This is a genomic window from Bosea sp. F3-2 (assembly GCF_008253865.1).
Taxonomy (GTDB): domain Bacteria; phylum Pseudomonadota; class Alphaproteobacteria; order Rhizobiales; family Beijerinckiaceae; genus Allobosea.
The window spans coordinates 6,028,208-6,050,964 of the sequence record NZ_CP042331.1 but is presented as its reverse complement, the minus strand read 5'-3'; the positions used below and the strand labels follow the sequence as shown (position 1 = coordinate 6,050,964).

At 67.9% G+C, this 22,757-nt stretch carries 19 protein-coding genes; 4 read left to right on the top strand and 15 right to left on the bottom strand.

Going from position 1 to position 22,757, the window contains the following annotated elements; all coding sequences use genetic code 11:
* Positions 1-70: 70 nt before the first annotated feature.
* The 6 genes from lpxC to FQV39_RS28145 all read right to left on the bottom strand — a co-directional run bounded on the left by lpxC (position 71) and on the right by FQV39_RS28145 (position 6,914).
* Positions 71-1,018, bottom strand: a complete 948-nt coding sequence (lpxC, locus tag FQV39_RS28170; RefSeq protein ID WP_149133306.1) for a UDP-3-O-acyl-N-acetylglucosamine deacetylase — start codon at positions 1,016-1,018, stop codon at positions 71-73.
* A 301-nt stretch (positions 1,019-1,319) separates the two neighbouring features.
* Entirely contained in the window at positions 1,320-3,017 is a 1,698-nt protein-coding gene (gene ftsZ / locus FQV39_RS28165; RefSeq protein WP_149133305.1) for a cell division protein FtsZ, read from the bottom strand.
* 97 nt (positions 3,018-3,114) lie between these two features.
* Positions 3,115-4,410: a cell division protein FtsA gene (gene ftsA, locus FQV39_RS28160; protein WP_149134082.1), complete on the bottom strand. Its 1,296-nt coding sequence runs from the start codon at positions 4,408-4,410 to the stop codon at positions 3,115-3,117.
* A gap of 32 nt (positions 4,411-4,442) precedes the next feature.
* Positions 4,443-5,405: a cell division protein FtsQ/DivIB gene (locus FQV39_RS28155; protein ID WP_248313164.1), complete on the bottom strand. Its 963-nt coding sequence runs from the start codon at positions 5,403-5,405 to the stop codon at positions 4,443-4,445.
* Positions 5,406-5,410: 5 nt separating this feature from the next.
* Positions 5,411-6,325, bottom strand: a complete 915-nt coding sequence (locus FQV39_RS28150; protein WP_149133303.1) for a D-alanine--D-alanine ligase — start codon at positions 6,323-6,325, stop codon at positions 5,411-5,413.
* Positions 6,326-6,416: 91 nt separating this feature from the next.
* Positions 6,417-6,914: a MarR family winged helix-turn-helix transcriptional regulator gene (locus FQV39_RS28145; RefSeq protein WP_210251151.1), complete on the bottom strand. Its 498-nt coding sequence runs from the start codon at positions 6,912-6,914 to the stop codon at positions 6,417-6,419.
* A 117-nt stretch (positions 6,915-7,031) separates the two neighbouring features.
* On the opposite strand from FQV39_RS28145, the gene FQV39_RS28140 reads away from it, so the two are divergent.
* The gene (locus tag FQV39_RS28140; protein WP_149133302.1) at positions 7,032-7,925 is read left to right on the top strand and encodes an EamA family transporter; all 894 of its coding nucleotides are present in this window, start codon (positions 7,032-7,034) and stop codon (positions 7,923-7,925) included.
* Here the strand turns inward: FQV39_RS28140 and murB are convergent.
* The 5 genes from murB to FQV39_RS28115 form a co-directional block, all read right to left on the bottom strand.
* Positions 7,900-8,826, bottom strand: a complete 927-nt coding sequence (gene murB / locus FQV39_RS28135; protein WP_149133301.1) for a UDP-N-acetylmuramate dehydrogenase — start codon at positions 8,824-8,826, stop codon at positions 7,900-7,902. The two genes, FQV39_RS28140 and murB, sit on opposite strands and share 26 nt — an antisense overlap.
* A gap of 140 nt (positions 8,827-8,966) precedes the next feature.
* A complete protein-coding gene (murC, locus tag FQV39_RS28130) occupies positions 8,967-10,373 on the bottom strand; it encodes a UDP-N-acetylmuramate--L-alanine ligase (RefSeq protein WP_149133300.1) in 1,407 nt (468 codons plus the stop codon).
* A 15-nt stretch (positions 10,374-10,388) separates the two neighbouring features.
* Positions 10,389-11,492 carry an undecaprenyldiphospho-muramoylpentapeptide beta-N-acetylglucosaminyltransferase gene (gene murG / locus FQV39_RS28125; RefSeq protein WP_149133299.1) on the bottom strand — a complete coding sequence of 368 codons (1,104 nt, stop codon included), beginning with the start codon at positions 11,490-11,492 and terminating at the stop codon, positions 10,389-10,391.
* A 269-nt stretch (positions 11,493-11,761) separates the two neighbouring features.
* The gene (locus FQV39_RS28120) at positions 11,762-12,895 is read right to left on the bottom strand and encodes an FtsW/RodA/SpoVE family cell cycle protein (RefSeq protein ID WP_149133298.1); all 1,134 of its coding nucleotides are present in this window, start codon (positions 12,893-12,895) and stop codon (positions 11,762-11,764) included.
* Between the two features lie 146 nt (positions 12,896-13,041).
* Complete coding sequence (locus FQV39_RS28115; protein ID WP_187640093.1) at positions 13,042-13,665, bottom strand: TetR/AcrR family transcriptional regulator; 624 nt, start codon at positions 13,663-13,665, stop codon at positions 13,042-13,044.
* 201 nt (positions 13,666-13,866) lie between these two features.
* Here FQV39_RS28115 and FQV39_RS28110 point away from each other — a divergent pair, with 201 nt between their 5' ends.
* The 3 genes from FQV39_RS28110 to FQV39_RS28100 are packed head-to-tail and all read left to right on the top strand — an operon-like array spanning position 13,867 to position 17,138.
* Positions 13,867-14,325 (top strand): (2Fe-2S)-binding protein, encoded by a 459-nt coding sequence (locus tag FQV39_RS28110; protein ID WP_149133296.1) that lies wholly within the window; start codon positions 13,867-13,869, stop codon positions 14,323-14,325.
* A gap of 3 nt (positions 14,326-14,328) precedes the next feature.
* Positions 14,329-16,509 carry a xanthine dehydrogenase family protein molybdopterin-binding subunit gene (locus tag FQV39_RS28105; RefSeq protein ID WP_149133295.1) on the top strand — a complete coding sequence of 727 codons (2,181 nt, stop codon included), beginning with the start codon at positions 14,329-14,331 and terminating at the stop codon, positions 16,507-16,509.
* Positions 16,509-17,138 carry an Isoquinoline 1-oxidoreductase subunit gene (locus tag FQV39_RS28100; RefSeq protein ID WP_187640092.1) on the top strand — a complete coding sequence of 210 codons (630 nt, stop codon included), beginning with the start codon at positions 16,509-16,511 and terminating at the stop codon, positions 17,136-17,138. Before FQV39_RS28105 ends, FQV39_RS28100 begins: the two co-directional genes overlap by 1 nt.
* A gap of 162 nt (positions 17,139-17,300) precedes the next feature.
* On the opposite strand, the gene murD is transcribed toward FQV39_RS28100, so the two are convergent.
* From murD to FQV39_RS28080, 4 genes are read right to left on the bottom strand one after another with little or no spacing between them, the layout of a single operon-like run.
* Positions 17,301-18,749, bottom strand: a complete 1,449-nt coding sequence (gene murD, locus FQV39_RS28095) for a UDP-N-acetylmuramoyl-L-alanine--D-glutamate ligase (protein ID WP_149133294.1) — start codon at positions 18,747-18,749, stop codon at positions 17,301-17,303.
* Positions 18,750-18,759: 10 nt separating this feature from the next.
* A complete protein-coding gene (gene mraY, locus FQV39_RS28090; RefSeq protein WP_149133293.1) occupies positions 18,760-19,842 on the bottom strand; it encodes a phospho-N-acetylmuramoyl-pentapeptide-transferase in 1,083 nt (360 codons plus the stop codon).
* 21 nt (positions 19,843-19,863) lie between these two features.
* A complete protein-coding gene (locus FQV39_RS28085) occupies positions 19,864-21,288 on the bottom strand; it encodes a UDP-N-acetylmuramoylalanyl-D-glutamyl-2,6-diaminopimelate--D-alanyl-D-alanine ligase (protein ID WP_149133292.1) in 1,425 nt (474 codons plus the stop codon).
* On the bottom strand, positions 21,285-22,739 hold the full coding sequence (locus tag FQV39_RS28080) for a UDP-N-acetylmuramoyl-L-alanyl-D-glutamate--2,6-diaminopimelate ligase (RefSeq protein ID WP_149134079.1): 1,455 nt from the start codon (positions 22,737-22,739) through the stop codon (positions 21,285-21,287). Before FQV39_RS28080 ends, FQV39_RS28085 begins: the two co-directional genes overlap by 4 nt.
* Positions 22,740-22,757 lie beyond the last annotated feature (18 nt).

The window sequence follows — 22,757 nt, the reverse complement described above, 5'->3', positions numbered from 1 at the left end:
CCGCCGCCCTGCGGCATCTGGGACAAAAACCCGGCGAAGGAAAGGCGAAAAAGCGCCGCCCTGCGACTTTTCAGTGCAGATCCGGCGCGTAGGCGGCCGGCGAGGCCGCAGCCATCTTCACGGCGCGCGGCGTGGCGAAAACCGGCTGGGCCTCGATGATCGCGAAATTGGCGCGGTCGGCGAAGAGCGCTTCGAGAATGCGGACGTTCATGCGATGGCCGCCGCAATAGGAGCGGAACTCGCCGATGATCGGATAGCCGGCAAGCGCGAGATCGCCGATCGCATCGAGCACCTTGTGACGCACGAACTCGTCGCTGTAGCGCAGCCCTTCGGGGTTGATGACCTTGTCCTCGCCGATCGCGACGGTGTTGTCGAGCGAGGCGCCCTGCGCGAAGCCGGCCTTCCAGAGCTGCTCGACATCACGCATGAAGCCGAAGGTGCGCGCCTTCGAGATCTCGCTGGCATAGGCCTCGGCGTCGAGGTCGAAGATCTTGCGCTGGCGGCCGATCACGGCGCTGTCGAAATCGATCTCGACATCGAGGCGGAAGCCCTGCTTGGCCGGCATCAGCTCGGCGAAGGCGCGGCCGTTCTCGATCCGCACGGGCTGGAGAACCTTGAGATAGCGGCGCGGCGCGGTAAGCGTGACCGTCCCGGTCGCCTGGATCGCAGTGACGAAGGCCGTGGCGCTGCCGTCCATGATCGGCATCTCGGGGCCGTCGATCTCGATCAGGACATTGTCGAGGCCGAGGCCGGCGCAGGCCGACATCAGATGTTCGATCGTCGAGACCGAGGCCGGGCCGCGATCGCCGATCACGGTGCAGAGCTCGGTGGCGCTGACCTTGGTGTGCTTGGCGTGGATGAGCTGGGGCGGCATGCCCTCGATGCCCGTCCGCAGGAAGACGACACCGGAATTCGCGCTGGAAGGCTTCAGGCAGATGCTCGCGGGGGCTCCGGAATGCACGCCGATTCCGGTCAGGGTCACGGCTGTCCGCAAGGTCGTCTGCCGATCGAAGTTCATTCCGCTATCCAATCCTGATCACCGGGCCGCACCGAACCTGCTTTGGGCAGTGGCCGCCGCCGACGATGTCTTCCGAGGTTGACGTCAGGTCAGACCCGACACGCTATCCTCTTGATGCGGCTGCAACATAAGCTCTTGGAGCAACCTCTCAAAATCACGCTTTCTTTCGCTGTGTTACAACCGAAAGCCCGCGGACGGGTCTTTATAACACGCTGAAAGATAACGATTTTCTAACAACGAAAATCCCGCCGCGGAAGGCCGCGGCGGGATTTGTTACAGAACCGTAAAGAACGGCTGGAGCTCAGTTCGCCTGGCGACGCAGGAAAGCGGGAATCTCCAGGTGATCTTCCTCACTGCTGCGAGTCGGGGCGACTCGGCCATGCGGGTCGAGCTGGCCCTGGGCCGGGCGCGAGGCCGGCTGCGGAGCCGGACGGCGCATGTATTCGGCATGCGCAGCGCTCGGCGCAGCCGCCTGCGGCATCGGAGCCTGCGGGGCGTGGCGGACGGGCGCCGGAGCCGGAGCCGGCTCGGCATATTCCTCGTCCTTGCGGCCGAAGCCGACCGAAGCGAGTCGTTGCATCAGCGACATCCGCTTCTGCTCGACGGCATTCGGCGGCAGCGGCGCAGGCTGGGCACCGCGCTGGGCGTTGAGCTGAGCTTGGCCGGGAGCCGGCAGATCCTCGACGCGCGGCATGCGGGTCGGGCGAACGGCGCGCTCCGGCATCGGCGGGATGAAGCTGTCGTCGAGATGCAGGCTCGGCTCGGCATGGTGGACCGGCTCCGGGGCCGGAGCGGCGACCATCACCGGGCGGGGCTGCACCGGCTCGATCCGGATGTCCTGCGCGATCGGGGCGACCGGGGCCGGCTCCGCCATCGGGGCGACGCGCGCAGTCTCGATCACCGGGGCCGGAGCCGCATGGGCGACCGGACGGGGAGCGGCGGCGGTCGAGCGCAGACGGGCTTCCTGCTTCAGGCGCTCGGCGACCTGGGCGATGCGGGCTTCGGTCTCGTCGACCTCGCCATGCTGGGAGATCGGCTTGTCGATGCCGGTGGCGACGACCGAGACGCGGACCGTGCCCTCGAGCGATTCGTCGAAGGTGGCGCCGACGATGATGTTGGCCTCGGAATCGACCTCCTCGCGGATGCGGGTGGCGGCCTCGTCGACCTCATAGAGCTTCATGTCGCGCCCGCCGGTAATCGAGATCAGCAGGCCGCGCGCGCCCTTCATCGAGACATCGTCGAGCAGCGGGTTGTTGATCGCGGCCTGGGCGGCGGTCAGCGCGCGCTTCTCGCCCTGCGATTCGCCGGTGCCCATCATCGCCTTGCCCATGCCGCGCATCACGGCGCGCACGTCGGCGAAGTCGAGGTTGATCAGGCCGGGACGGACCATCAGGTCGGTGATGCAGGCGACGCCCGAATAGAGCACCTGGTCGGCCATGCCGAAGGCGTCGGCGAAGCCGGTGGTCTCGTTGGCGACGCGGAACAGGTTCTGGTTCGGGATGACGATCAGGGTGTCGACCGCCTCGTTCAGCTCGCCGATGCCGGCTTCCGCCATGCGCATGCGGCGCTGGCCCTCGAACTGGAACGGCTTGGTGACGACACCGACGGTCAGGATGCCCATGTCGCGGGCAACGCGGGCGATGGCCGGAGCGGCGCCCGTGCCGGTGCCGCCGCCCATGCCGGCCGTAATGAAGACCATGTGCGCGCCCGCCAGATGGTCACGGATCTCGTCGATGACCTCCTCGGCCGCCGCGCGCCCGACTTCCGGCTGCGAGCCGGCGCCGAGGCCTTCGGTGACCTGCAGGCCCATCTGGATGATGCGCGGGGCGCGCGAGAGCGCCAGAGCCTGGGCATCGGTGTTGGCGCAGACGAAGTCGACGCCATCCAGGCCCGCCTCGATCATGTTGTTGACCGCATTGCCGCCGGCTCCGCCGACGCCGAAGACCGTGATTCGGGGCTTCAGTTCCCGGATGTCCGGGGCTTGCAGATTCATCGCCATGGTTGCCTCTTTTGATCCTGTGTCCGGCGCCTGGCGGGAGCCGTCCCGATTGCTACGTTTGACGCCGTGGCCCGCCCTTTCGAACGAGCCGAACTCACTAGAAACTGTCCTTCAGCCACCGCCCGACACGCGAGAAGTAGCCATCCGTCCCGGTCGCGAAGTAGCGCGCACCGGCAGTACGCGGCTCGAAGTGCTCGACATGGGCGACCTGCGGGTAGACCAGCAGGCCGACCGCCGCCGAGAAGGCCGGGCCCTTGCCCGCTTCCGGCAGACCCTTGATCCCGAGGGGACGGCCCGTACGGACCTGCCCGCCGAGGATGCGGCGCGCCACTTCCGGCAGGCCGGTGAGCTGGCAGGCGCCGCCGGTGAGGACGACGCGCCGCCCGGCCTGGGCCGAGAAGCCGGCATTGGTCAGCCGGTCGCGCACCAGTTCGAGAATCTCTTCCACGCGCGGCTTGATGATCCGCACGAGATGCGACTTGGCGAGATGGTTCGGCATGTCGCGCTCGTCGTCATCCACCTGCGGCACTGCGATCATGTCGCGCTCGTCGGAAGCGCTGGAAATGCAGGAGCCGTGCAGCGTCTTCAGCCGCTCCGCCGCCGAGACGCGGGTGGAAAGGCCGCGCGCCACGTCCATGGTGATGTGGTTGCCGCCGACCGCGATCGCGTCGGCATGGACGAGATGGCCGCCCGAGAAGACGCCGAGGCTGGTGGTGCCGCCGCCGAGATCGACCACGACCACACCCATCTCGGCCTCGTCGTCGACCAGGACGGAGAGGCCGGAGGCGTAGGGCGTCGCCACCACGGCCTCGACCTCGAGATGGCAGCGCTCGACTGCCAGCATGACGTTGCGTGCCGCCGCGGCCTCGCTGGCGACGACATGCATGTCGACCGAGAGCTTGCCGCCGATCAGCCCGCGCGGATCGAGCACACCCGGCACGCCATCCAGCGCATAGCCCGTCGGCAGGGCGTGGAGCACGGCCTTGCCGGGGCGGATCGCATGGGTCGCGGCGGTGGCGAGCACGCGCTTGACGTCGCTGTCGCCGACCGAGCCGGAGCGCAGATCGACGCTCGCCGCATAATGCTGCGAACCGATGCGCCCGCCGGTCAGGTTGACGATGACCGACTGCACCTCGACCTTGGCCATGCGCTCGGCCGCGTCGACCGCGGCGCGAATGGCGCGCTCGGCGCTTTCGAGATCGATGATCGCCCCGCCCTTCAGGCCGAGCGAGCGCTGATGGCCGATGCCGATGATGCGGGCGACATGGGTGCGTCCGCGCAGCCGCTCATTGGCCTCGGCCGGGTTGAGCTCGGCGATCAGGCAGACGACCTTGCTCGTGCCGATGTCGAGAATCGACAAGGTCGCGCTCTTGCGCGACGACAGCGGACGCATGCGGGGGGTGAGACCCTGGGAGGTGACGTGGTTCACGCCTCGCCTCCCTTCTTCTTGGCCTTGCTCTTCAGTTGGTCGGCGCGCGCGGCGGCCGCCTCCTCGGAGAGGCGCATCACCACCCGGTCCGGCTGGCGCAGATCGATGGCGAGCACGTCCTTGTCGAGGACGCGGAAGTCGCTTTCCAGCGAGACGAGGCGCTTCAGCGCCGCTTCCGGCTTGGTCTCGGGCAGGCGCACATCCATGCCGTTGTCGAGCTTCAGGTTCCAGCGGCGCCCGGAGATCAGCGTCGCCGCGCGGATATGCTGGGCGAAGGGGCCAGCCTGGTTGCGCAGCGCCAGATATTCGCCGGCGCGGTTGTTGGCGTCCTTGCCGACGACCAGCGGCAGATAGGCGAAGCGGCCATCATCCATCTTGTCGATCACCGTGCCGTCGGCCGCGATCACGAAAAGCTCCCCTTTGACCTGCCAGAGCGCATAGGGATCGCGCTCGGTCAGCGCGATCGAGACCTCGCCCGGATAGAGCTTGCGCACCGTCGCCTCGCGAATCAGCGGCGTCGCCTCGAGCTGCTTGCGCGCCTCGTCGGCGTCGAAGAACACCAGCGAGGTCTTCGAATCGATGCCGGCTGCGACGAGAACCTCCTGCTCCGAGAGCCCCGACAGGCCGGAGATGGTGACGCGGTCGATGCCGAAGCCGAGCACGCGCGCAAACATGTGGCGCGGCTCGCCGTAATTGTCCTGGAGGTTCTGCCAGTGGCCGCCCATGACGAAGCCGGTGCCGAGGCTGAGCGTCAGGAAGCCGAGGGCGAGCCAGGTGCCGAGGCTGCGCGGCAGGCGCTGCGACAGCGGCACGGCGATGGCGCTGCGGCGCGTGCGGCGCATCCAGCGCCCCTGCCGCTCGCCGACGAGCAGTTGCGGCCCGGCATGCCGGACCGGCAGGCGCGCAGCCGGCACCGTGGCCGGGCTACGTCGCTGCGCTGAAACGGGTTTCGCCGTCATCGCTTTCACCGATCGAGGGAGGCGTCTGCCACCATCCATTTGACGAGCTCACCGAAATTCAGACCCGCATGGGCAGCCAGTTCGGGCACCAGGCTGGTTTCGGTCATCCCGGGCTGCGTATTGACCTCCAACCAGACGAGCGTGTCGGTCTCGTCGTCGTAGCGGAAGTCAGATCGGCTGACGCCCCGGCATCCGATTGCTTGATGCGCCGTTAACGCCCACTCTTCGATCTGCTGGTAAATTTTCGGTAAAATTTGAGCCGGGCAGATGTGGATCGACCCGCCTTTCGCGTACTTCGCATCGTAATCGTAGAACTCGCCGGTCGCGGCCTTGATCTCGGTCACGCCCAGCACCCGCTCGCCCATCACGGCGCAGGTCAGCTCGCGCCCGGCAATGAAGGTTTCGGCCAGCATCATCTCGCCGCAAGGCCAGTCCGGCCGGGCGATTTCCTGCGGCGGATGCTCCCTGCCCTTCTTCACGATCACGACGCCGACGGAGGAGCCCTCGTCGATCGGCTTGAGCACGTAGGGGGGCGGCAGGACATGGCTTTTCGCCGCGGCGAAGCGGGAGACGTTGACGCCATCAGCGACCGGCACGCCCGCCGCCTTCACCACCGTCTTCGCCCGGTCCTTGCGGATGGCGAGCGCGGAAGCGAGCACGCCCGAATGGGTGTAGGGAATGCGCAGGATCTCCAGCACGCCCTGGATCGTGCCGTCTTCGCCGAAGCGCCCATGCAGCGCATTGAACGCGACATCCGGCTTCAGCTTCGCCAGCACCTCGGCAATGTCGCGCTGCACGTCGAGGCGGGTGACGCGGAAGCCCTGCCCTTCGAGAGCCCGCGCGCAAGCCGCACCGCTGTTGAGGCTGACCTCCCGTTCAACGGACCATCCCCCCATCAGCACTACGACGTGTTTGCTCATGCCGGCCTCGTTCGACGCGATGGCCGTACCTCAGCCCGAGATGGTTAACAGCCCGTTAACCATAAGCCTGCGCTCGTTAACGAGTTCGGAATCAACCGATTTTCGCGAGCAACTGTCGCAACTGTGCACGCTCATCCGGGGAGAGAGCGCTCACCAGCCGCTCCTCGGTCGCGACATGCGAGACGACGATTCGGTCCGCCAGCGCGAAGCCCGTCGCAGTCAGCACGATACGCAGCGCCCGGCGATCCTCCGGGTCGGCCTGCCGCTCGATCAGCCCGCGCTTCTGCAGGCGATCAAGGCGGTTCGTCATCGCCGAAGTCGAGATCATCATGTCCTGCGCGAGTTCAGACGGCGAAAGCGCCCGCCCCTCGCCCTGGCGCCGCAGCGTCAGCAGCACGTCGAAACCGGCCAAATCGAGCTCATCGGCCGCGAGGTTGGCCGAAACCCCGTCCCGCACGCGGTCGGCCGCCCGCCAGAGATCGCCGCAGACCGCCATGACGCTCGTGTCGAGATCGGGCCGCTCCCGCCGCCACTGCGCCAGGATCGAATCCATCGCACCGCCCTGAACGCCGGGCCGATCCTGACTCATCTCCGCTCCTTGCCAGATAACTTCACGTCAGATAATTTAATATCAAATTATCTTGCATCAAACCAACCTAGCAGCCGCGCTTTCGCGAGCCAAGCTCCACGCGCATCGGAAACCGCCATGCCGCTGAACAGAACCCTGCTGACCACGATCCTCGTGCCCTGCATCTGGGGCTCCACCTACATCATCTTCACCCAGACGCTGCCGGTGGATCATCCGCTGCTGGTCGGCGCGCTCCGGGCTCTTCCCGCCGGTCTCCTGCTGATGGCGCTCGGCCCCGGCCTGCCGCCGCGCGACAAGCTCCTGCCGCTCGCGGCGCTCGGTCTCGCCAATATCGGCCTGTTCTTCGCGCTGCTCTTCGTCAGCGCCGCGCGCCTGCCGGGCGGGCTTGCTGCCACGGTCGGCTCGACCCAGCCGCTGATCGTCGGCCTATTGGCATGGCCGCTGCTCGGCCGGCGTCCGCGCCGCGGGCAGATCCTCGCCGCGCTGGCCGGTCTCGTCGGCGTCGCCCTGCTGGTGCTCGATCCGCATGCGAAGCCCGATGCCATCGGCATCATCGCCGGCCTCGCCAGCGCCGCCTCGATGGCGACCGGAACCGTGCTGATCGAGCGCTGGGGCAAGATGGGCTCCCCCCTGGCGCTGGCGGCCTGGCAGCTGACGCTCGGCGGGCTGATCCTACTGCCGGTCGCGCTGCTGGTCGAAGGCCTGCCGCCGAGGCCGACCGCGCTGAACGGGCTCGGACTGAGCTACCTCGTCCTGATCGGCACCGCCCTCACCTACTGGCTCTGGATCAGGGGTATCACCACGCTCGGCGCCAGCGTCGCCTTCCTCGGCCTGCTCAGCCCGACGGTCGCGACCATCCTCGGCGCCGTCCTGCTCGGGCAATGGCTCGGCGGAGTCCAGTTCTTCGGCATCGCGATCATCCTGAGTTCGACGATCGCCGGCATGCGGCTCTCCCGCCGCGCCGCGACGGCCGCAACGGCCTCGGCTACGCCGCAACCCCGAGCCGCTTGATCTCCCACTGGAGCTCGAAGCCGGAATTATCCTTGACCCGGCGGCGAACCTCCTCGCCGAGCCCCTCGACATCGGCGGCCGTCGCGCCGCCGGTGTTGATCAGGAAGTTGCAGTGCATCTCCGAGACCTGGGCCCCGCCGACGCGCAGGCCGCGGCAGCCGGCGGCATCGATCAGCTTCCAGGCCTTGCCACCTTCCGGGTTCTTGAAGGTCGAGCCGCCCGTGCGTTCCTTGATCGGCTGAGCCGCCTCGCGCGCCTGCGTCACCCGGTCCATCTCGGCCTGGATCACCGCCTGATCGCCCGGCCGCCCCTGGAACAGGGCGGAGGTGAAGATGATGTCGCGGGTCGACGCCGCGCTGTTGCGATAGGTGAAGCCCATCTCGGCATGGGAGAGCGTGACGATCTCGCCCCTGCGGGTGACGCCACGCGCCTCGACCAGCACATCGGTGGTCTCGCCGCCATGGGCACCGGCATTCATGCGCAGTGCTCCACCTATCGAGCCGGGAATGCCGCGATAGAAGGCGAGCCCTTCGAGCGAGGCATCGGCCGCCGCACGCGCGACCTTGACGTCCGGCACGGCCGTGCCGGCCCGCAGCCGATCGCCGCTCTCCAGCGTGATCTCGCCGAAAGCCTTGCCGCCGAGCCGGATCACGACGCCGGGAATGCCGCCGTCGCGCACGATCAGGTTCGAGCCGAGACCGACCACGGTGACCGGGATCTCCTCCGGCAGCTTCGAGAGCAGATAGGCGAGATCCTCGTCATCGGCCGGCGTGAACAGGATCTGCGCGGCACCGCCGACGCGGAACCACGTCAGCCCCGAGAGGTCCTGATTGGCGAGGAGCCGCCCCCGCAGGTCGGGGGCCGAAGCGCGGATGTCGGAGGAGAGGTCTTGGAATGCCATGGCGTCGCTTTAGAGCATGATGATCTGGGACGGAACAGGTCGTCATTCTCGGGCGAAGCACAGCGGAGACCCGAGAATCTCTTTCACGAGATGCCCGGGTCAGGCCCGAGCATGACGGCGCAATTGCGGCGAACCCAACCTCACCCGTTCAGCGCCTTGAGCTCTCCCGGCAGCGCATAGGCCCATTGCGTGATGTTGCCGGCGCCGAGGCAGACGACGTAGTCGCCCGGCCCCGCGAGCTCCGCCACCATGCCGGCGAGCTTGTCCGGCCCCTCAAGCGCCAGCGCATGGCGATGGCCGCGCGCCTTGATGCCGGCGACCAGCGAGTCTCGGTCGGCGCCTGGGATCGGCGCCTCACCGGCCGCATAGGTGTCGGCCACGATCACCGTGTCGGCATCGTTGAAGCAGGCGGCAAAGTCATCGAACAGGCTGGAGAGCCGGGTGTAACGATGCGGCTGCACCACGGCGACGACCTTGCCCTTGGTCGAGGCGCGCGCCGCCTTGAGCACGGCGGCGATCTCGACGGGATGGTGGCCGTAATCATCGAAGATCAGCGCGCCGTTCCACTCGCCCGTCTTGGTGAAGCGGCGCTTCACGCCGCCGAAGCCGGCCAGCGCCTCGCGGATGCGCTCGACGGGGATGCCGAGATCATAGGCGACCGCGATGGCGGCGGTGGCGTTCAGCGCGTTGTGATGGCCCGGCATCGGCATGACGAGATCGCGGATTACCTCGTCCCGTCCGTTCTTGCGGTCGCGGATCAGCAGGGTGAAGCGCGCCTGCCCGCCCGAGAGATCGATGTCGAGCAGGCGGAAATCGGCCTGCGGGTTCTCGCCATAGGTGATGACGCGCCGGTCGGTGATCTGGCCGACAAGGCCCTGCACCGTCGGATGGTCGATGCACATCACCGCGAAGCCGTAGAAGGGCAGGTTCTCGACGAAGGAACGGAAGGCCGCCTTGATCGCGTCGAAGGTGCCGAAATGGTCGAGATGCTCGGGGTCGATATTGGTAACGATCGCGACGTCCGCCGGCAGCTTCAGGAAGGTGCCGTCCGACTCGTCTGCCTCGACCACCATCCAGTCGCTCTCGCCCATGCGGGCATTGGTGCCGTAGGCGTTGATGATGCCGCCATTGATCACGGTCGGGTCGAGCGCGCCCTTCTCCAGCAGCGTCGCGACGAGCGAGGTCGTGGTCGTCTTGCCATGGGTACCGGCGACGGCGACGCAGGTCTTGAGCCGCATCAGCTCGGCCAGCATCTCGGCCCGGCGCACGACCGGCAGGCGCTTCTCACGGGCGGCGAGCAGCTCGGGGTTGTCGCGCTTGATCGCGGTCGAGATCACCACGACCTCGGCCTCGCCGAGATTCTCGGCCTTGTGGCCGACGAAGGTGGTGATGCCCTTCTCGGCGAGGCGCTTGACGTTTGCGCCGTCAGACGCATCCGAGCCCTGCACCTTGTAGCCGAGATTGTGCAGCACCTCGGCGATGCCGGACATGCCAATGCCGCCGATTCCGACGAAATGGATGGAGCCGAGCTTCGGCGGCAGCTTCATGATCGGTGGGTCCTGTCAGTTCGAAGAATGGGCCGTGGCGATCACGAGATCGGCCAGGCGGTCGGCAGCGTCGGGGATGCCGGCGCTCTTCGCGTTTGCGGCCATGCTCGTCAAGTGCGCTGGCTGCGCAATGAGCTGCGACAACTCGCTGGCGAGGCGCCGCGGCGTGAATTCCGGCTGGAGAATGCGGATCGCACCACCTGCTCCTTCGAGGAAGGCGGCGTTGGCCGCCTGGTCCTGATCGAGCGAGCCCGGCAGCGGCACCAGGATGGCGGGCCGGCCGATCACGGTGAGCTCCGCGACGGTCGAGGCGCCGGAGCGCGCGACGACGAGATGCGCCGCCGCCATCTGCGCCGGCAGATCCTTGAAGAAGGGCGCGATCGTCGCCTTGATGCCGAGCTTGTCATAGATGCCGCGCACGCGCTCCTCGTCCTCGGCACGTGCCTGCTGGACAACCGCCAGCCGTGCCCGTTCGGCATCGGTCAGGAGCTGGATCGCCGGCGGCATGATGTCGGCCATGATGCGGGCGCCCTGGCTGCCGCCGAAGACGAGCAGCCTGATCTTGCCCTCGCCCGGCCAGTCGTAGTCGCGGGCTGCGGCCTCGATCACTGCCGGGCGCACCGGGTTGCCGACATGGCGGCATTTCGCCTGCTGCGCCAGCGTCAGGCCGCCGACCTTGGCGAAACCGGTGGCGATCACATCGGCGCGGCCGGCGAGGAAACGATTGGCGCGGCCGATCACGGCGTTCTGCTCATGGATCAGCGTCGGCACGCCGGCAAGGGAGGCGCCGAGCACCGGCGGCACGGTCGGGTAGCCGCCGAAGCCGACGACGACATCCGGCCTGACCTGCCTGATGATCCGTCGCGCCGCGAAAGTCCCCTTGGCGATGTGGAACAGCGCCATCGCCTTCTGCAGCGGCGAGCGGCCCGACGGCGTCGCCGCCGGCACGGCATGGACCGCTTCGGCCGGGAAATTGCCGGCATATTCGGCGGCGCGCGTATCGGTCATCAGCACGACGCGCATGCCCTTGGCGTGCAGCGCGTGGCTCAGCGCCTCCGCGGGGAAGAGATGGCCGCCGGTCCCGCCGGCAGCCAGCATGATGAGCTTGCCCGTGGCCATGGTTTAGGGTCTGGATCCATGATGGGCGCTGTTCTGATCGGGCCAAAACGGCCGAGAGCAAGGAGGCGCCCGCCGCCCGATGCCCCAGGCATCGGGCAAGGGACCGACGCAGCTGTCAGCCGTTTTCGCCCGCCCCCTCCGGGGCGCGGGCCCTTTGTTCGGCCGGTGCATCGCGCGGCCTTGCAAGCCAGGCGGCTTGCGGCGGCCACGCTCCTGCCCGCCAATCAAAATGCCCTGCGTCAGAATAGCGTCCATCATGGATCCAGACCCTAACGCCTGTGTGAACCGAAATCGACCGATCGCGGCCGCCGCCGCGTCAGCGCCAGCAGGAAGCCGGTACCGACCGCAAGCGAGAGCAGCGAGGAGCCACCATAGGAGATGAAGGGCAGCGTCATGCCCTTGGCCGGCATCATGTGCAGGTTGACCATCATGTTGATCGCCGCCTGGATGCCGAAGAGCAGCGCGAGCCCGGTCACCGCCAGGCGAATGAACGGATCCTCCGCCTTCTGCGCCACGAAGAGCGAGCGCAGCACGATCACCGCGAAGAGCATGACCAGCAGCATGCAGACGAGCACGCCGAACTCCTCGGCGGTGACCGCGAAGATGAAGTCGGTATGCGCGTCCGGCAGGATGCGCTTCACGGTGCCCTCGCCCGGTCCCTTCCCGAGCCAGCCGCCCTGCGCAAAGCTCTCCAGCGCCGTATCGACCTGGAAGGTGTCGCCTGAGCCCTTGTCCATGAAGCGCTCGATGCGGGCGCGCACGTGCGGCACCAGTTCATAGGCGACGAGGATGCCGACGGCGCCGACGCCGCCGAGCCCGATCACCCAGAACCAGTGCAGGCCGGCGACGAAGAACAGGCCGCACCAGACGAGGCTGACCAGCATGGTCTGGCCGAAGTCGGGCTGCAGCACCAGCGGCACGATCGTCACCGGCAGCAGCAGAAGCGCCAGGATCGTGCCCGGCAAGTCCGGCCGGCGCGTGCCCTCGGCGAAGGCCCAAGCGGCGAGCACGACGAAGGCCGGCTTCAGGAACTCGGACGGCTGCACCGAGCCCAGCGGCCCGAGCGTCAGCCAGCGCTTGGCGCCCTTCACCTCGACGCCGAAATAGAGCGTCGCCACCACCATGGCGAGCGAAACGATGTAGAGAATCAGCGCCACGCGCCGCACCTGCCGGGGCGTCATCAGCGAGACGCCGAGGAAGATCACCATCGCGCCGGCGAGATAGGCGGCCTGGCGATTGACGAAATGGAAGGTCGAGAGCCCGAGCCGCTCGGCGACCGGCGGCCCGCCGGCCATCAGTAGCACGACGCCCGATACCATCAGGGCGACGAGCGCGGTGAGGATCAGGCGGTCGATCGACCACCACCAGCGGCCGCTGAGAGAAGGTTCCGCGCGCGAGACCATGACGGGTATCCCATCGACAAATTCTGCGCGGCCGAAGCCGCGCCTGCGTGACGAATCACTCTGTCAATGAATGGTTAACCGATTGATTCCGATGCTCGGGGTCGCACGGCCATGCTGCTGCGAGCGGCGGGGTTGTCCACCGCGCGTCAGCCGGCGGCGACCGACGCCGCGAAGATGCGGGCGATGCCGGCGAGCCGCTGCGCATAGACCTCGCAGCTCGGCGGCTCGCCCGTCTTTGCGCCAGCCGCGGCGAACATCAGCCCGGCGATCCAGTCCCCGGTGGTGACGGACGCGCGGGAAAAGACGATCTCGCCCTGGCTCTCGGCTTCGTGAAGAAGCTGCGCGGCGAGCCTGGCGAAGATCTGCTCGAACGCCTGCAACTCGCGCGTCGCGATGGCGTACATCACAGCCTTCAGCTCGACCAGATGTTCGCCGGTGCCGAAGCTCGCATAGGCTTGCCCGTGATGAGCCTGGAGCAGGGCGGCGAGCCGTTCCGGAAACGGCCCCTTCGTCGCGACGACCTCACGGCAACGTGCCTCGACGCGGCGCCCGAGCAAGTCCAGCATCGCCCGGAAGACATCGTCCTTGCCCTTGAAGTGCAGGTAGAGCGTCGCCTTGGCGAGCCCCGCCTCCTTGGCGATGTCGTCCATCGAGCTGCGCTTGTAGCCATAGCGGGCGAACAGACGCAGCGCCGCATCGGCGATCTGGTCAACGCGAGCGCTGGCATCGTCGACGGGGAGAGAGCTGGAACTTTCGTCTCTGTCCTGCATTGCGGCGTCAGTAGTCTTGACAAAATCCAAACTGCGCGCGACCATCCCAAATAGACTCAAAACGTCTATTTAGTCCAGTCGCGCGACCCAGGGCTACGGATTCATCGCCCGCCATCTGATATGTCAGATCGGGCCATCGAGGGCGAGCCCTCGATCCGCACCATGGTGCCGCGCTGCGTCATGCCAGCATCGGAGGCAATCATGGTCTCTCTCAAAGTCAACGGGACGACGCATACCGTCGACGTCGACGACGATACGCCCCTGCTCTGGGCCATCCGCGACAATCTCGGCCTCACCGGCACCAAGTTCGGCTGCGGCGTCGCCCAATGCGGCGCCTGCACCGTCTTCATCGACGGCCAGCCCCTGCGCTCCTGCGTGACGCCGGTCTCGGCGGTCGCCAACAGCGAGATCACCACCATCGAAGGCCTCGCCGGCAAGGAGGCGGATGCCGTCCAGGCCGCCTGGATCGCCCGCGACGTCCCGCAATGCGGCTATTGCCAGTCCGGCCAGGTGATGAGCGCCATCGCCCTGCTCAAGGAAAACCGCAAGCCGACCGACCGCGACATCGACCTCGCGATGAACGGCAACATCTGCCGCTGCGCAACTTACGTCCGCATCCGCGCCGCGATCCATGACGCGGCCCGCGCGCTGGAGATCTGAGCCATGACCGCACATGATCCTGCTCTCTCCCGCCGCACGCTGCTGAAAGGCGCCGGCGCCCTCATCATCGGCTTCAGCCTGCCGCGCAACGCCCGCGCCCAGTCCGGCGCGGCTGCCGGCTTCAAGCCCGGCGGCAATGACAGCTTCGCCCCCAACGCCTTCATCCGCGTCGCGCCGGACGACACCGTCACCGTGATCGTCAAGCATATCGAGTTCGGCCAGGGGCCGTTCACCGGCCTCGCCACTCTCGCCGCCGAGGAGATGGACGCCGCCTGGAGCCAGATGCGCGCCGAGCACGCGCCGGCCGACGTCAAGCGCTATGCCAATCTCGCGCTGGGCGTTCAGGGCACCGGCGGTTCGACGGCGATCGCCAATAGCTGGGAGCAGATGCGCAAGGCCGGCGCCGCCGCCCGCGCCATGCTCGTCCAGGCTGCCGCTGATGCCTGGAAGGTTCCCGTCGCCGAGGTCAAGGTCGAGGCAGGCGTCATCAGCCACGCCTCCGGCAAGCGGGGTCGCTTCGGCGAATTCGCCGAGGCCGCCGCGAAGCTGCCCGTGCCCGAGAACCCGCCGCTGAAGCCGGCCTCGGATTATCGGCTGATCGGCAAGGAGGGCGCGGTCAAGCGCCTCGACACAGCCGACAAATCACGCGGCAAGGCGCAGTTCACCATCGATATCCACACGCCGAACATGCTGACGGTGGTGGTCGCCCGCTCGCCGCGCTTCGGCGGCAAGGTCGCGAGTTTCGACGCCTCGCAGGCGCTCAAGGTCAAGGGCGTCGTCGACGTCAAGCAGATCGGCTCCGGCGTCGCCGTCTATGCCAACGGGATGTGGCCCGCTCTGAAGGGTCGCGAGGCGCTCAAGGTCACCTGGGACGACAGCGAAGCCGAGAAGCGCGGCAGCGCCGAATTGATCGCCGAATATCGTCGCCTCGCCCGGCAGCCCGGCACCCTCGCGGGCAGCCATGGCGACGCCGAGGCCGCGCTCGCCAAGGCCGACCGCGTTATCGAGGCGGAGTTCGTCTTCCCCTATCTGGCGCATGCGCCGATGGAGCCGCTCGACGGCTATCTGGAGTGGGATGGCGAGAAGGCGCATGCCCGCTTCGGCAGCCAGTTCCAGACCACCGAGCACCAGACCATCGCCACCATCCTCGGCCTGCCGCCAGAGAAGGTGAACCTCGAGACCATGCTCGCGGGTGGCAGCTTCGGCCGGCGCGCGCAGGTCAGCCAGCACCTTGCCGCCGAGCTCGCCATGGCCGCCAAGGCGATCGGCCCGAACCGGCCGGTCAAGATCGTCTGGACCCGCGAGGACGATCTCACCGGCGGTTACTACCGCCCGCTCTTCGTGCACCGCCTCAGGGGCGCGGTGAAGGACGGCAAGATCACCGCCTGGTCGAACACGCTGGTCGGCCAGTCCTTCTTCCTCGGCACGCCCTTCGAGTCCTTCGTGGTCAAGAACGGCATCGACGCGACCTCGGTCGAGGGCGCCAACGAGATCTTCTACGAGGTGCCGGACTTCCGCTGCGAGGTGCACAATCCCAAGGTCGGCGTGCCGACGCTGTGGTGGCGCTCAGTCGGTCATACCCATACCGGCTATGCAGTCGAATGCTTCGTCGACGAGTTGCTGCAGGCCGCGGGGCAGGACCCGCTGCAGGGCCGGCTCGCCATGATGGGCGACAGGCACCCGCGCGCCGCAGCCGTGCTGAAGGCGGTCGGCGAGATGGCCGGCTGGAAGGGCTCCGCCCCGATCGATGGCCGCGCCCGCGGCGTCGCGGTGGTCGAGAGCTTCGATTCCTTCGTGGCCCAGATCGCCGAGGTCTCGATCGGGCCGGAGGGCGAGCCGAAGGTCCACAAGGTCTGGTGCGCGGTGGATTGCGGCGTCGCCGTCAATCCCGACGTCATCCGCGCCCAGATGGAGGGCGGCATCGGCTTCGGCCTCGGCCACGCCCTCTACGGCCAGATCACGCTCGATGGCGGCCGGCCGGTCCAGACCAACTTCCACGAGTACCGCTCGCTGCGCATCCACGAGATGCCGGAGGTCGAGGTCAGGATCATCGCCTCCACCGAGAAGCCGACGGGCGTCGGCGAACCCGGCGTGCCGCCGATCGGCCCCGCCGTCGCCAATGCGCTCGCGGCGCTCGGTCATGGCCGGCCACGCCAGCTGCCGATGCAGGGAGGCACGGTCTGATGAGCCGGAACCTGATCCTCGCCGCTGCGGCGGCGCTTGCCGTCTGCGTCGGCGGCAGCGCGCTGACGCTGGCGCAGAATGCCGGCCAACCCCAGCCGGGCGGCGCCACCCTGCGCCCGGCCTCAAGCTTCTCCACCATCGCCAACCAGCGCGACCGCTCGGTCGCGCTCTTCAACGAGATGGGCAAGGTGCTCACGCATCCGCGCTGCATGAACTGCCATCCGGCAACGGAGCGGCCCCGGCAGGGCGATGCGCGCAAGCTGCATGAGCCGGTCGTCGTGCGCGGCAAGGACGGGCATGGCGCGACCGCTCTCCATTGCGCGACCTGCCACGGCAAGGAGAACTTCGACCCCGCCCGAATCCCCGGCAACGAGCACTGGGCGCTGGCGCCGGCCTCGATGGCCTGGGAGGGCAAGAGCCTCGCGCAGATCTGCGAGCAACTGAAGGACCAGAGCCGCAACGGCAGCCGCGATACCGCCGCGCTGATCAAGCACGTGACGACCGACAGCCTGGTGCTCTGGGCCTGGAAGCCCGGCAAGGGCCGCGAGCCGGCGCCCGGCGCCCCCGCCGAGTTCACCGCGCTGATGCAGGCCTGGGCCGATAGCGGCGCTGCTTGCCCGGCGTCCTGAGTCGGATCGGGGCCTGCTGGAGTTTGGCGGAAACGCGCCGTCATTCCGGACAAGCCGCTATGGCGGCGCCGATCCGGAATCCATCGTAGAGCTCGGCGCCCTATGATGGATTCCGGGTCAAGCCCGGAATGACGGCGCGTTTCCGCGTCAAATCAGCGGGCTCTACGGAGCGGTGGATTTTCCGGCCGTTCCGAACGGCACGAAACCCGGCAGCGCCGCGACCAGCTTGCGGAAGCTGTCGCCCCTGACCTCGAAGTTAGGGAACTGGTCGAAGGAGGCGCAGGCCGGCGAGAGCAGCACCGCGATCTCGCCCTCGCCCGGCTTGCCCAGCGCGTCGCGGGTCGCATCCGCCACCGCCTTGTCGAGCGTGACGCTGCGCTCATAGGCGACGCGGCCGTCATCGTCGAAGGTCGCGGCGAAGAGGTCGCTCGCCGCCCCGATCAGATAGGCCTTGGCGATGTTCGGGAAATAGCGGCGCAGGGATTCGATGCCACCATCCTTGGCCTTGCCGCCGAGGATCCAGAAGATGTCGTGGAAGGAGGTCAGCGCCTTCTCGGTCGAGTCGGCATTGGTCGCCTTGGAGTCGTTGATGAAGACGACCCGGCCGATGCGGCCGAGCTCCTCCATCCGATGCGCCAGCCCCGGATAGGTCTTGAAGCCAGCCTCGATCTCGGCCGCGCTCAGGCCCAAAGCCGAGCAGGCGGCGAAGGCCGCTGCCGCGTTCTGCGCGTTGTGCGATCCACGCAGCGAGCCGATACCGGCGAGATTGGCGACGACCTTCGGCTTGCCGTCCCTGACCTCGACGATGCGAGTGTCGAGCCGGCCCTGATTGGCAGTAACGCCCGCAAAGACGCCCTCATCCAAGGGTTGCTCGCCGCTGATCTTCACGAGCGGGCGGCCCCCCGCGGCACGGCGGCGTGCCATCTGCTTGGAGGCCTCATCGTCGACGCCGACCACGGCGATCTCCGCCGCAGCGACCAGCCGCTCCTTGATCGCGGCGTAATTCTCAAGCGAGCCGTGCCGGTCGAGATGATCAGGCGTCAGGTTCATCTGGATGCCGACTGTCGGCGCCAATGTCGGCGCGAGGTCGATCTGGTAGCTCGAGCACTCGATCACGTGGATGCGGTCCGCCGCCGGCGGCTCCAGCGCCAGCACGGCCGTGCCGATATTGCCACCCATCTGCACGTCGCGGCCGGCTTCCTTCAGCACATGCGCGATCAGCGCCGTCGTGGTCGATTTGCCGTTGGTGCCGGTGATGCAGACGACGGCTGAGCCCGGCGCGATCTTCGCCCGCTCGCGGAAGAACAGCTCGACATCGCCGATGATCGCGACGCCTGCCGCTTTGGCCTTGCCCACGGTCCAATGCGGCTCGGGATGCGTCAGCGGCACGCCGGGCGACAACACGAAGGCAGCGAAGCCGGACCAGTCCGCGCCCGCCAGATCGACGACGGCGATGCCTTCCGACGCGGCCTTGTCGCGGCTGCCCTGATTGTCGTCCCAGGCAGCGACTTCGGCACCGCCGGCCTTGAGCGCGTGCGCCGTGGCAAGCCCGGAGCCGCCAAGGCCAAAAAGGGCGACCCTGCGCCCGGCGAAGACCGTGACGGGCGTCATGCTCACACTCTCAGCGCAGCTTGAGCGTGGAGAGGCCGACCAGCGCCAGCACCACGGAGATGATCCAGAAGCGGATCACGACCTGCGGCTCGGTCCAGCCCAGCTTCTCGAAGTGGTGATGAATCGGCGCCATCAGGAAGACGCGCTTGCCGGTGCGCTTGTAGACCGCGACCTGTATGATCACCGAGAGCGCCTCGACGACGAAGAGGCCGCCGACGATGGCGAGCACGATCTCGTGCTTGGTCGCGACCGCGATGGTGCCGAGCAGGCCCCCTAAGCCGAGCGAGCCGGTGTCACCCATGAAGATCTGGGCCGGCGGCGCATTGAACCAGAGGAAGCCGAGGCCGGCGCCGATCACCGCGCCGCAGACCACGGCGAGTTCGCCGGCACCGGGGATGTGGTGGAGCTGCAGGTAGTTGGCGAAGATCGCGTTGCCGACGAGATAGGAGATGAAGCCGAAGGTGCCGGCCGCGATCATCACCGGCACGATGGCAAGCCCGTCGAGCCCGTCGGTCAGGTTCACCGAGTTGCCGGCGCCGACCACGACGAAGGCCGTGACCAGCGGGAACAGGATGCCGAGCGGGATGATCGCTTCCTTGAGGAAAGGCATCGCGAAGCCGGACGAGATCGCCGGCGGCTGGATCTGCATGATGAAATAGCAGGCGATCAGCGCGACCACGACCTCGATGGCAATGCGCGCCTTGCCCGAGAAGCCTTTGTGCGACTGCTTCGTGACCTTGAGGTAGTCATCATAGAAGCCGATGGCGCCATAGGCTGCGGTGACGCCGAGCACGATCCAGACATAGGGGTTGCGCAGATTGCCCCAGAGCAGCACCGCAGCGAACAGCCCGGACATGATCATCAGCCCGCCCATGGTCGGCGTGCCGCGCTTGGCGAGATGCGATTCCGGCCCGTCGGTGCGGATCGGCTGGCCCTTGCCCTGCTTGATCCGGAGCCAGGAGATCGCCGCCGGGCCGAAGAAGAAGACGAAGAGCAGCGCCGTCGCCGTCGCCCCACCAGCCCGGAAGGTGATGTAGCGGAAGACGTTCAGGACGGGGAAGGTGCCGGAGAGTTCGGCGAGCCAGACGAGCATGCTTGGGTGTTCTCTTGAAGGTCAGTTTTCGGCAGGCACGGCAGGAAAGCGCGCGAGGATCGCCTTGACGATCGGCCCCATGCGCGAGCCGAGCGACCCCTTGACCGTGATGACGTCGCCGGCACGGATCGCATCGAGCACGAGCGGCTCCAGTTCGCCCGCCCCGGGGGCATAAGCCCCCCGCATGGCCGAAGGCAAGCTCTCATAGAGCCCTTTCATCAGCGGCCCGCAGGCGAAGACCTTGTCGATCCTGTTGGCGACAAGCGGCTCGGCCAGGCCCCGATGCAGCTCCGCGCCGGTTGATCCGAGCTCCAGCATGTCGCCGAGCACGGCGATGCGCCGGCCCCGCCCCTCGACCGGCAGGCGGCCGAGATTCGCGATCGCCGCGCGCATCGAAGCGGGATTGCCGTTGTAGCTCTCGTCCAGCAGCGTGATCGCCCCGCCCGGCGCATGCAGGATCTGCCGCGCGCCGCGTCCCGCCGGCGGCTTCAGGTCTCCCAGTGCCAGCGCTGCGAGCGCGAGGTCGGCGCCCAGCGCATGGACGACGGCGAGCACGCCAAGCGAATTCAGCACGATATGCTTGCCCGGGCTGCCGAGGCGATAGGCGACAGGCTCGCCGAAGACGCGCGCCTCGACCGTCGACATATCCGGCTTCAGCGCGCAGGAGACGAGTTTCACATCGGCATCGGGGCTTTCGCCGAAGGTGATGATCCGCCCGGCCGGCCCGGACTTGGCGATATCGCGCAGCAGTTCGGATTGCGGGATGTCGGCGTTGACGATCGCCGTGCCGCCCTTCTCCAGCTCCCAGAAGACGCCCGCCTTCTCTTCCGCGATCCCCTCCACCGAAGCGAAGGCGGCGAGATGTACCGGCTGGATCGTGGTGATGATCGCGACCTGCGGGCGCACCATCCGCGCCAGCGGCACGATCTCGCCGGGGGTGTTCATGCCGATCTCGTAGACCGCATAGGCCACGTCGCTGGGAGTACGACACAATGTGAGCGGCACGCCCCAGTGATTGTTGTAGGACGCAACCGGCGCATGCGTCTTGCCCTGCCGCGAGAGCACGAGCCGCAGCGCCTCCTTGGTGCCGGTCTTGCCGACCGAGCCGGTGACGGCGATGACGCCGGCCTTAAGCTCCGCCCGGCGGGCCGAGCCGGCCTGCTCCATCGCCTTCAGCACGTCCGGCACGATCGCAAGCGCGCCAGCGCCCTTGAACTCCGCCGCATGCGCCTCGTCGATCACAGCGAGCGCAGCACCCTTCTGAAGCGCAGCCTTGACGAAGTCATGCCCATCCCGCGCTTCGCCCTTGATGGCGAAGAAGACGTCGCCTGGCTCGAGCGTGCGGGTATCGATCGAGGCCCCGGTCACGGCCGGCGGTACGGCGCCCTCGGGCCGCGCGCCCAGCGCCGCGATCAGCTTGTCTCCGGTCCAGAGCGGGGCGCTCATCCTGCAATCTCCGATAGCGCTTTCCGGACCACGTCGTGATCGGAGAAGGGCAATGTGCGGTCGCCCACGATCTGGCCGGTTTCATGGCCTTTTCCGGCAACGACCAGCAAATCCCCAGGCATCAGCATGCACACCGCGCTTCTGATCGCCTCCTCGCGGTCGCCGATCTCCAGGAGCTTCGGCGAGGCAGCCATGATTTCGGCCCGGATCGTCGCCGGGTCCTCGCTGCGCGGGTTGTCGTCGGTGACGATGGCGATATCGGCCTTCTCGGCCGCAATCGCCCCCATCAGTGGCCGCTTGCCCTTGTCGCGGTCGCCGCCGCAGCCGAAGACGCAGATCAACCGCCCCGTCGCATAGGGCCGCAGCGTCGTCAGCACCGCGGCGAGCGCATCCGGCTTGTGGGCATAGTCGACCACGACGAGCCCGCCATTGGCCTCGCCGATGCGTTCCAGCCGTCCGGCCACGCCCTGGAGGCCCGCAATCGCCTGCAGCGCTGCCGCCTTGTCTTCGCCGGTCGCGATCGCGAGCCCTGCGGCGACGAGCGCGTTGCCGGCCATGAAATCGCCGACCAGTGGCAGGGCGACCGAGAGCTGCTGCCCGTCGAAGCCGACCGTCAGGCGCTGCGAGAAGCCATCGCGCTCATTGGCGAGCAGCGTCAGCGTCTCGCCCTTGCGGCCGATGCCGATGACCGGATGCCCGGCGGCGGCTGCGGCCTGCGCCGCCTCCTCCGCATAGGGCTCGTCGCGGTTGATCACGACCAGCGCGCCTTCCGGCAGCAAGGACCAGAGTCGCAGCTTGGCGGCGAGATAGTCCTCGACGCTGGGATGATAATCGAGATGGTCGCGCCCGAGATTGAGGAAGGCCCCGGCCTTCAGCCGCACGCCGTCGAGGCGGCGCTGGTCGAGCCCATGCGAAGAGGCTTCCATCGCGAGATGGGTGATGCCCTCCCCGGCCAGGGTATCGAGCGAGGCATGCAGCGAGAGCGGGTCCGGCGTCGTCAGCGAGCCGTAATCGGCGCCTTTGGCCGTTACCACGCCGATGGTGCCGAGGCTCGCCGATTCATGGCCGAGCGCCTGGAAGATCTGGCGGGTGAAATCCGCGACGGAGGATTTGCCGCTGGTGCCGGTCACCGCGACGATGGTCTGCGGCTGGCGCGGATGAACCTTGGCAGCGGCCAGCGCCAATGCGAGCCGAGGATCGTCGACCTGAGCGAAGGCGACGCCGGCCGGCAGATCCGCCGGGCGCGGTCCGCCCGAAACGATCGCAACGGCACCATGCCCGACCGCGTCCATGATGAAGCGGGCGCCATCCGCCTTCGCGCCGGCGAGCGCGACGAAGACGTCGTCGCCCGTGACCTTGCGGCTGTCGAAGGCGACGCCATGCACCTGCTGGCTGGCGGTGTCAGCGTCGAAAATCTCGGGGAAGAGGTCTCCGAGGCTGTATCCGGTCATCGTCATGGTCACCGTTAT

Bases quoted from the DNA above. Each gene is read 5' to 3' on its own strand.
- lpxC (WP_149133306.1), bottom strand. From the start codon at position 1,018: ATGAACTTCGATCGGCAGACGACCTTGCGGACAGCCGTGACCCTGACC.
- ftsZ (WP_149133305.1), bottom strand. From the start codon at position 3,017: ATGGCGATGAATCTGCAAGCCCCGGACATCCGGGAACTGAAGCCCCGA.
- ftsA (WP_149134082.1), bottom strand. From the start codon at position 4,410: ATGCGTCCGCTGTCGTCGCGCAAGAGCGCGACCTTGTCGATTCTCGAC.
- FQV39_RS28155 (WP_248313164.1), bottom strand. From the start codon at position 5,405: ATGACGGCGAAACCCGTTTCAGCGCAGCGACGTAGCCCGGCCACGGTG.
- FQV39_RS28150 (WP_149133303.1), bottom strand. From the start codon at position 6,325: ATGAGCAAACACGTCGTAGTGCTGATGGGGGGATGGTCCGTTGAACGG.
- FQV39_RS28145 (WP_210251151.1), bottom strand. From the start codon at position 6,914: ATGAGTCAGGATCGGCCCGGCGTTCAGGGCGGTGCGATGGATTCGATC.
- FQV39_RS28140 (WP_149133302.1), top strand. From the start codon at position 7,032: ATGCCGCTGAACAGAACCCTGCTGACCACGATCCTCGTGCCCTGCATC.
- murB (WP_149133301.1), bottom strand. From the start codon at position 8,826: ATGGCATTCCAAGACCTCTCCTCCGACATCCGCGCTTCGGCCCCCGAC.
- murC (WP_149133300.1), bottom strand. From the start codon at position 10,373: ATGAAGCTGCCGCCGAAGCTCGGCTCCATCCATTTCGTCGGAATCGGC.
- murG (WP_149133299.1), bottom strand. From the start codon at position 11,492: ATGGCCACGGGCAAGCTCATCATGCTGGCTGCCGGCGGGACCGGCGGC.
- FQV39_RS28120 (WP_149133298.1), bottom strand. From the start codon at position 12,895: ATGGTCTCGCGCGCGGAACCTTCTCTCAGCGGCCGCTGGTGGTGGTCG.
- FQV39_RS28115 (WP_187640093.1), bottom strand. From the start codon at position 13,665: ATGCAGGACAGAGACGAAAGTTCCAGCTCTCTCCCCGTCGACGATGCC.
- FQV39_RS28110 (WP_149133296.1), top strand. From the start codon at position 13,867: ATGGTCTCTCTCAAAGTCAACGGGACGACGCATACCGTCGACGTCGAC.
- FQV39_RS28105 (WP_149133295.1), top strand. From the start codon at position 14,329: ATGACCGCACATGATCCTGCTCTCTCCCGCCGCACGCTGCTGAAAGGC.
- FQV39_RS28100 (WP_187640092.1), top strand. From the start codon at position 16,509: ATGAGCCGGAACCTGATCCTCGCCGCTGCGGCGGCGCTTGCCGTCTGC.
- murD (WP_149133294.1), bottom strand. From the start codon at position 18,749: ATGACGCCCGTCACGGTCTTCGCCGGGCGCAGGGTCGCCCTTTTTGGC.
- mraY (WP_149133293.1), bottom strand. From the start codon at position 19,842: ATGCTCGTCTGGCTCGCCGAACTCTCCGGCACCTTCCCCGTCCTGAAC.
- FQV39_RS28085 (WP_149133292.1), bottom strand. From the start codon at position 21,288: ATGAGCGCCCCGCTCTGGACCGGAGACAAGCTGATCGCGGCGCTGGGC.
- FQV39_RS28080 (WP_149134079.1), bottom strand. From the start codon at position 22,739: ATGACCGGATACAGCCTCGGAGACCTCTTCCCCGAGATTTTCGACGCT.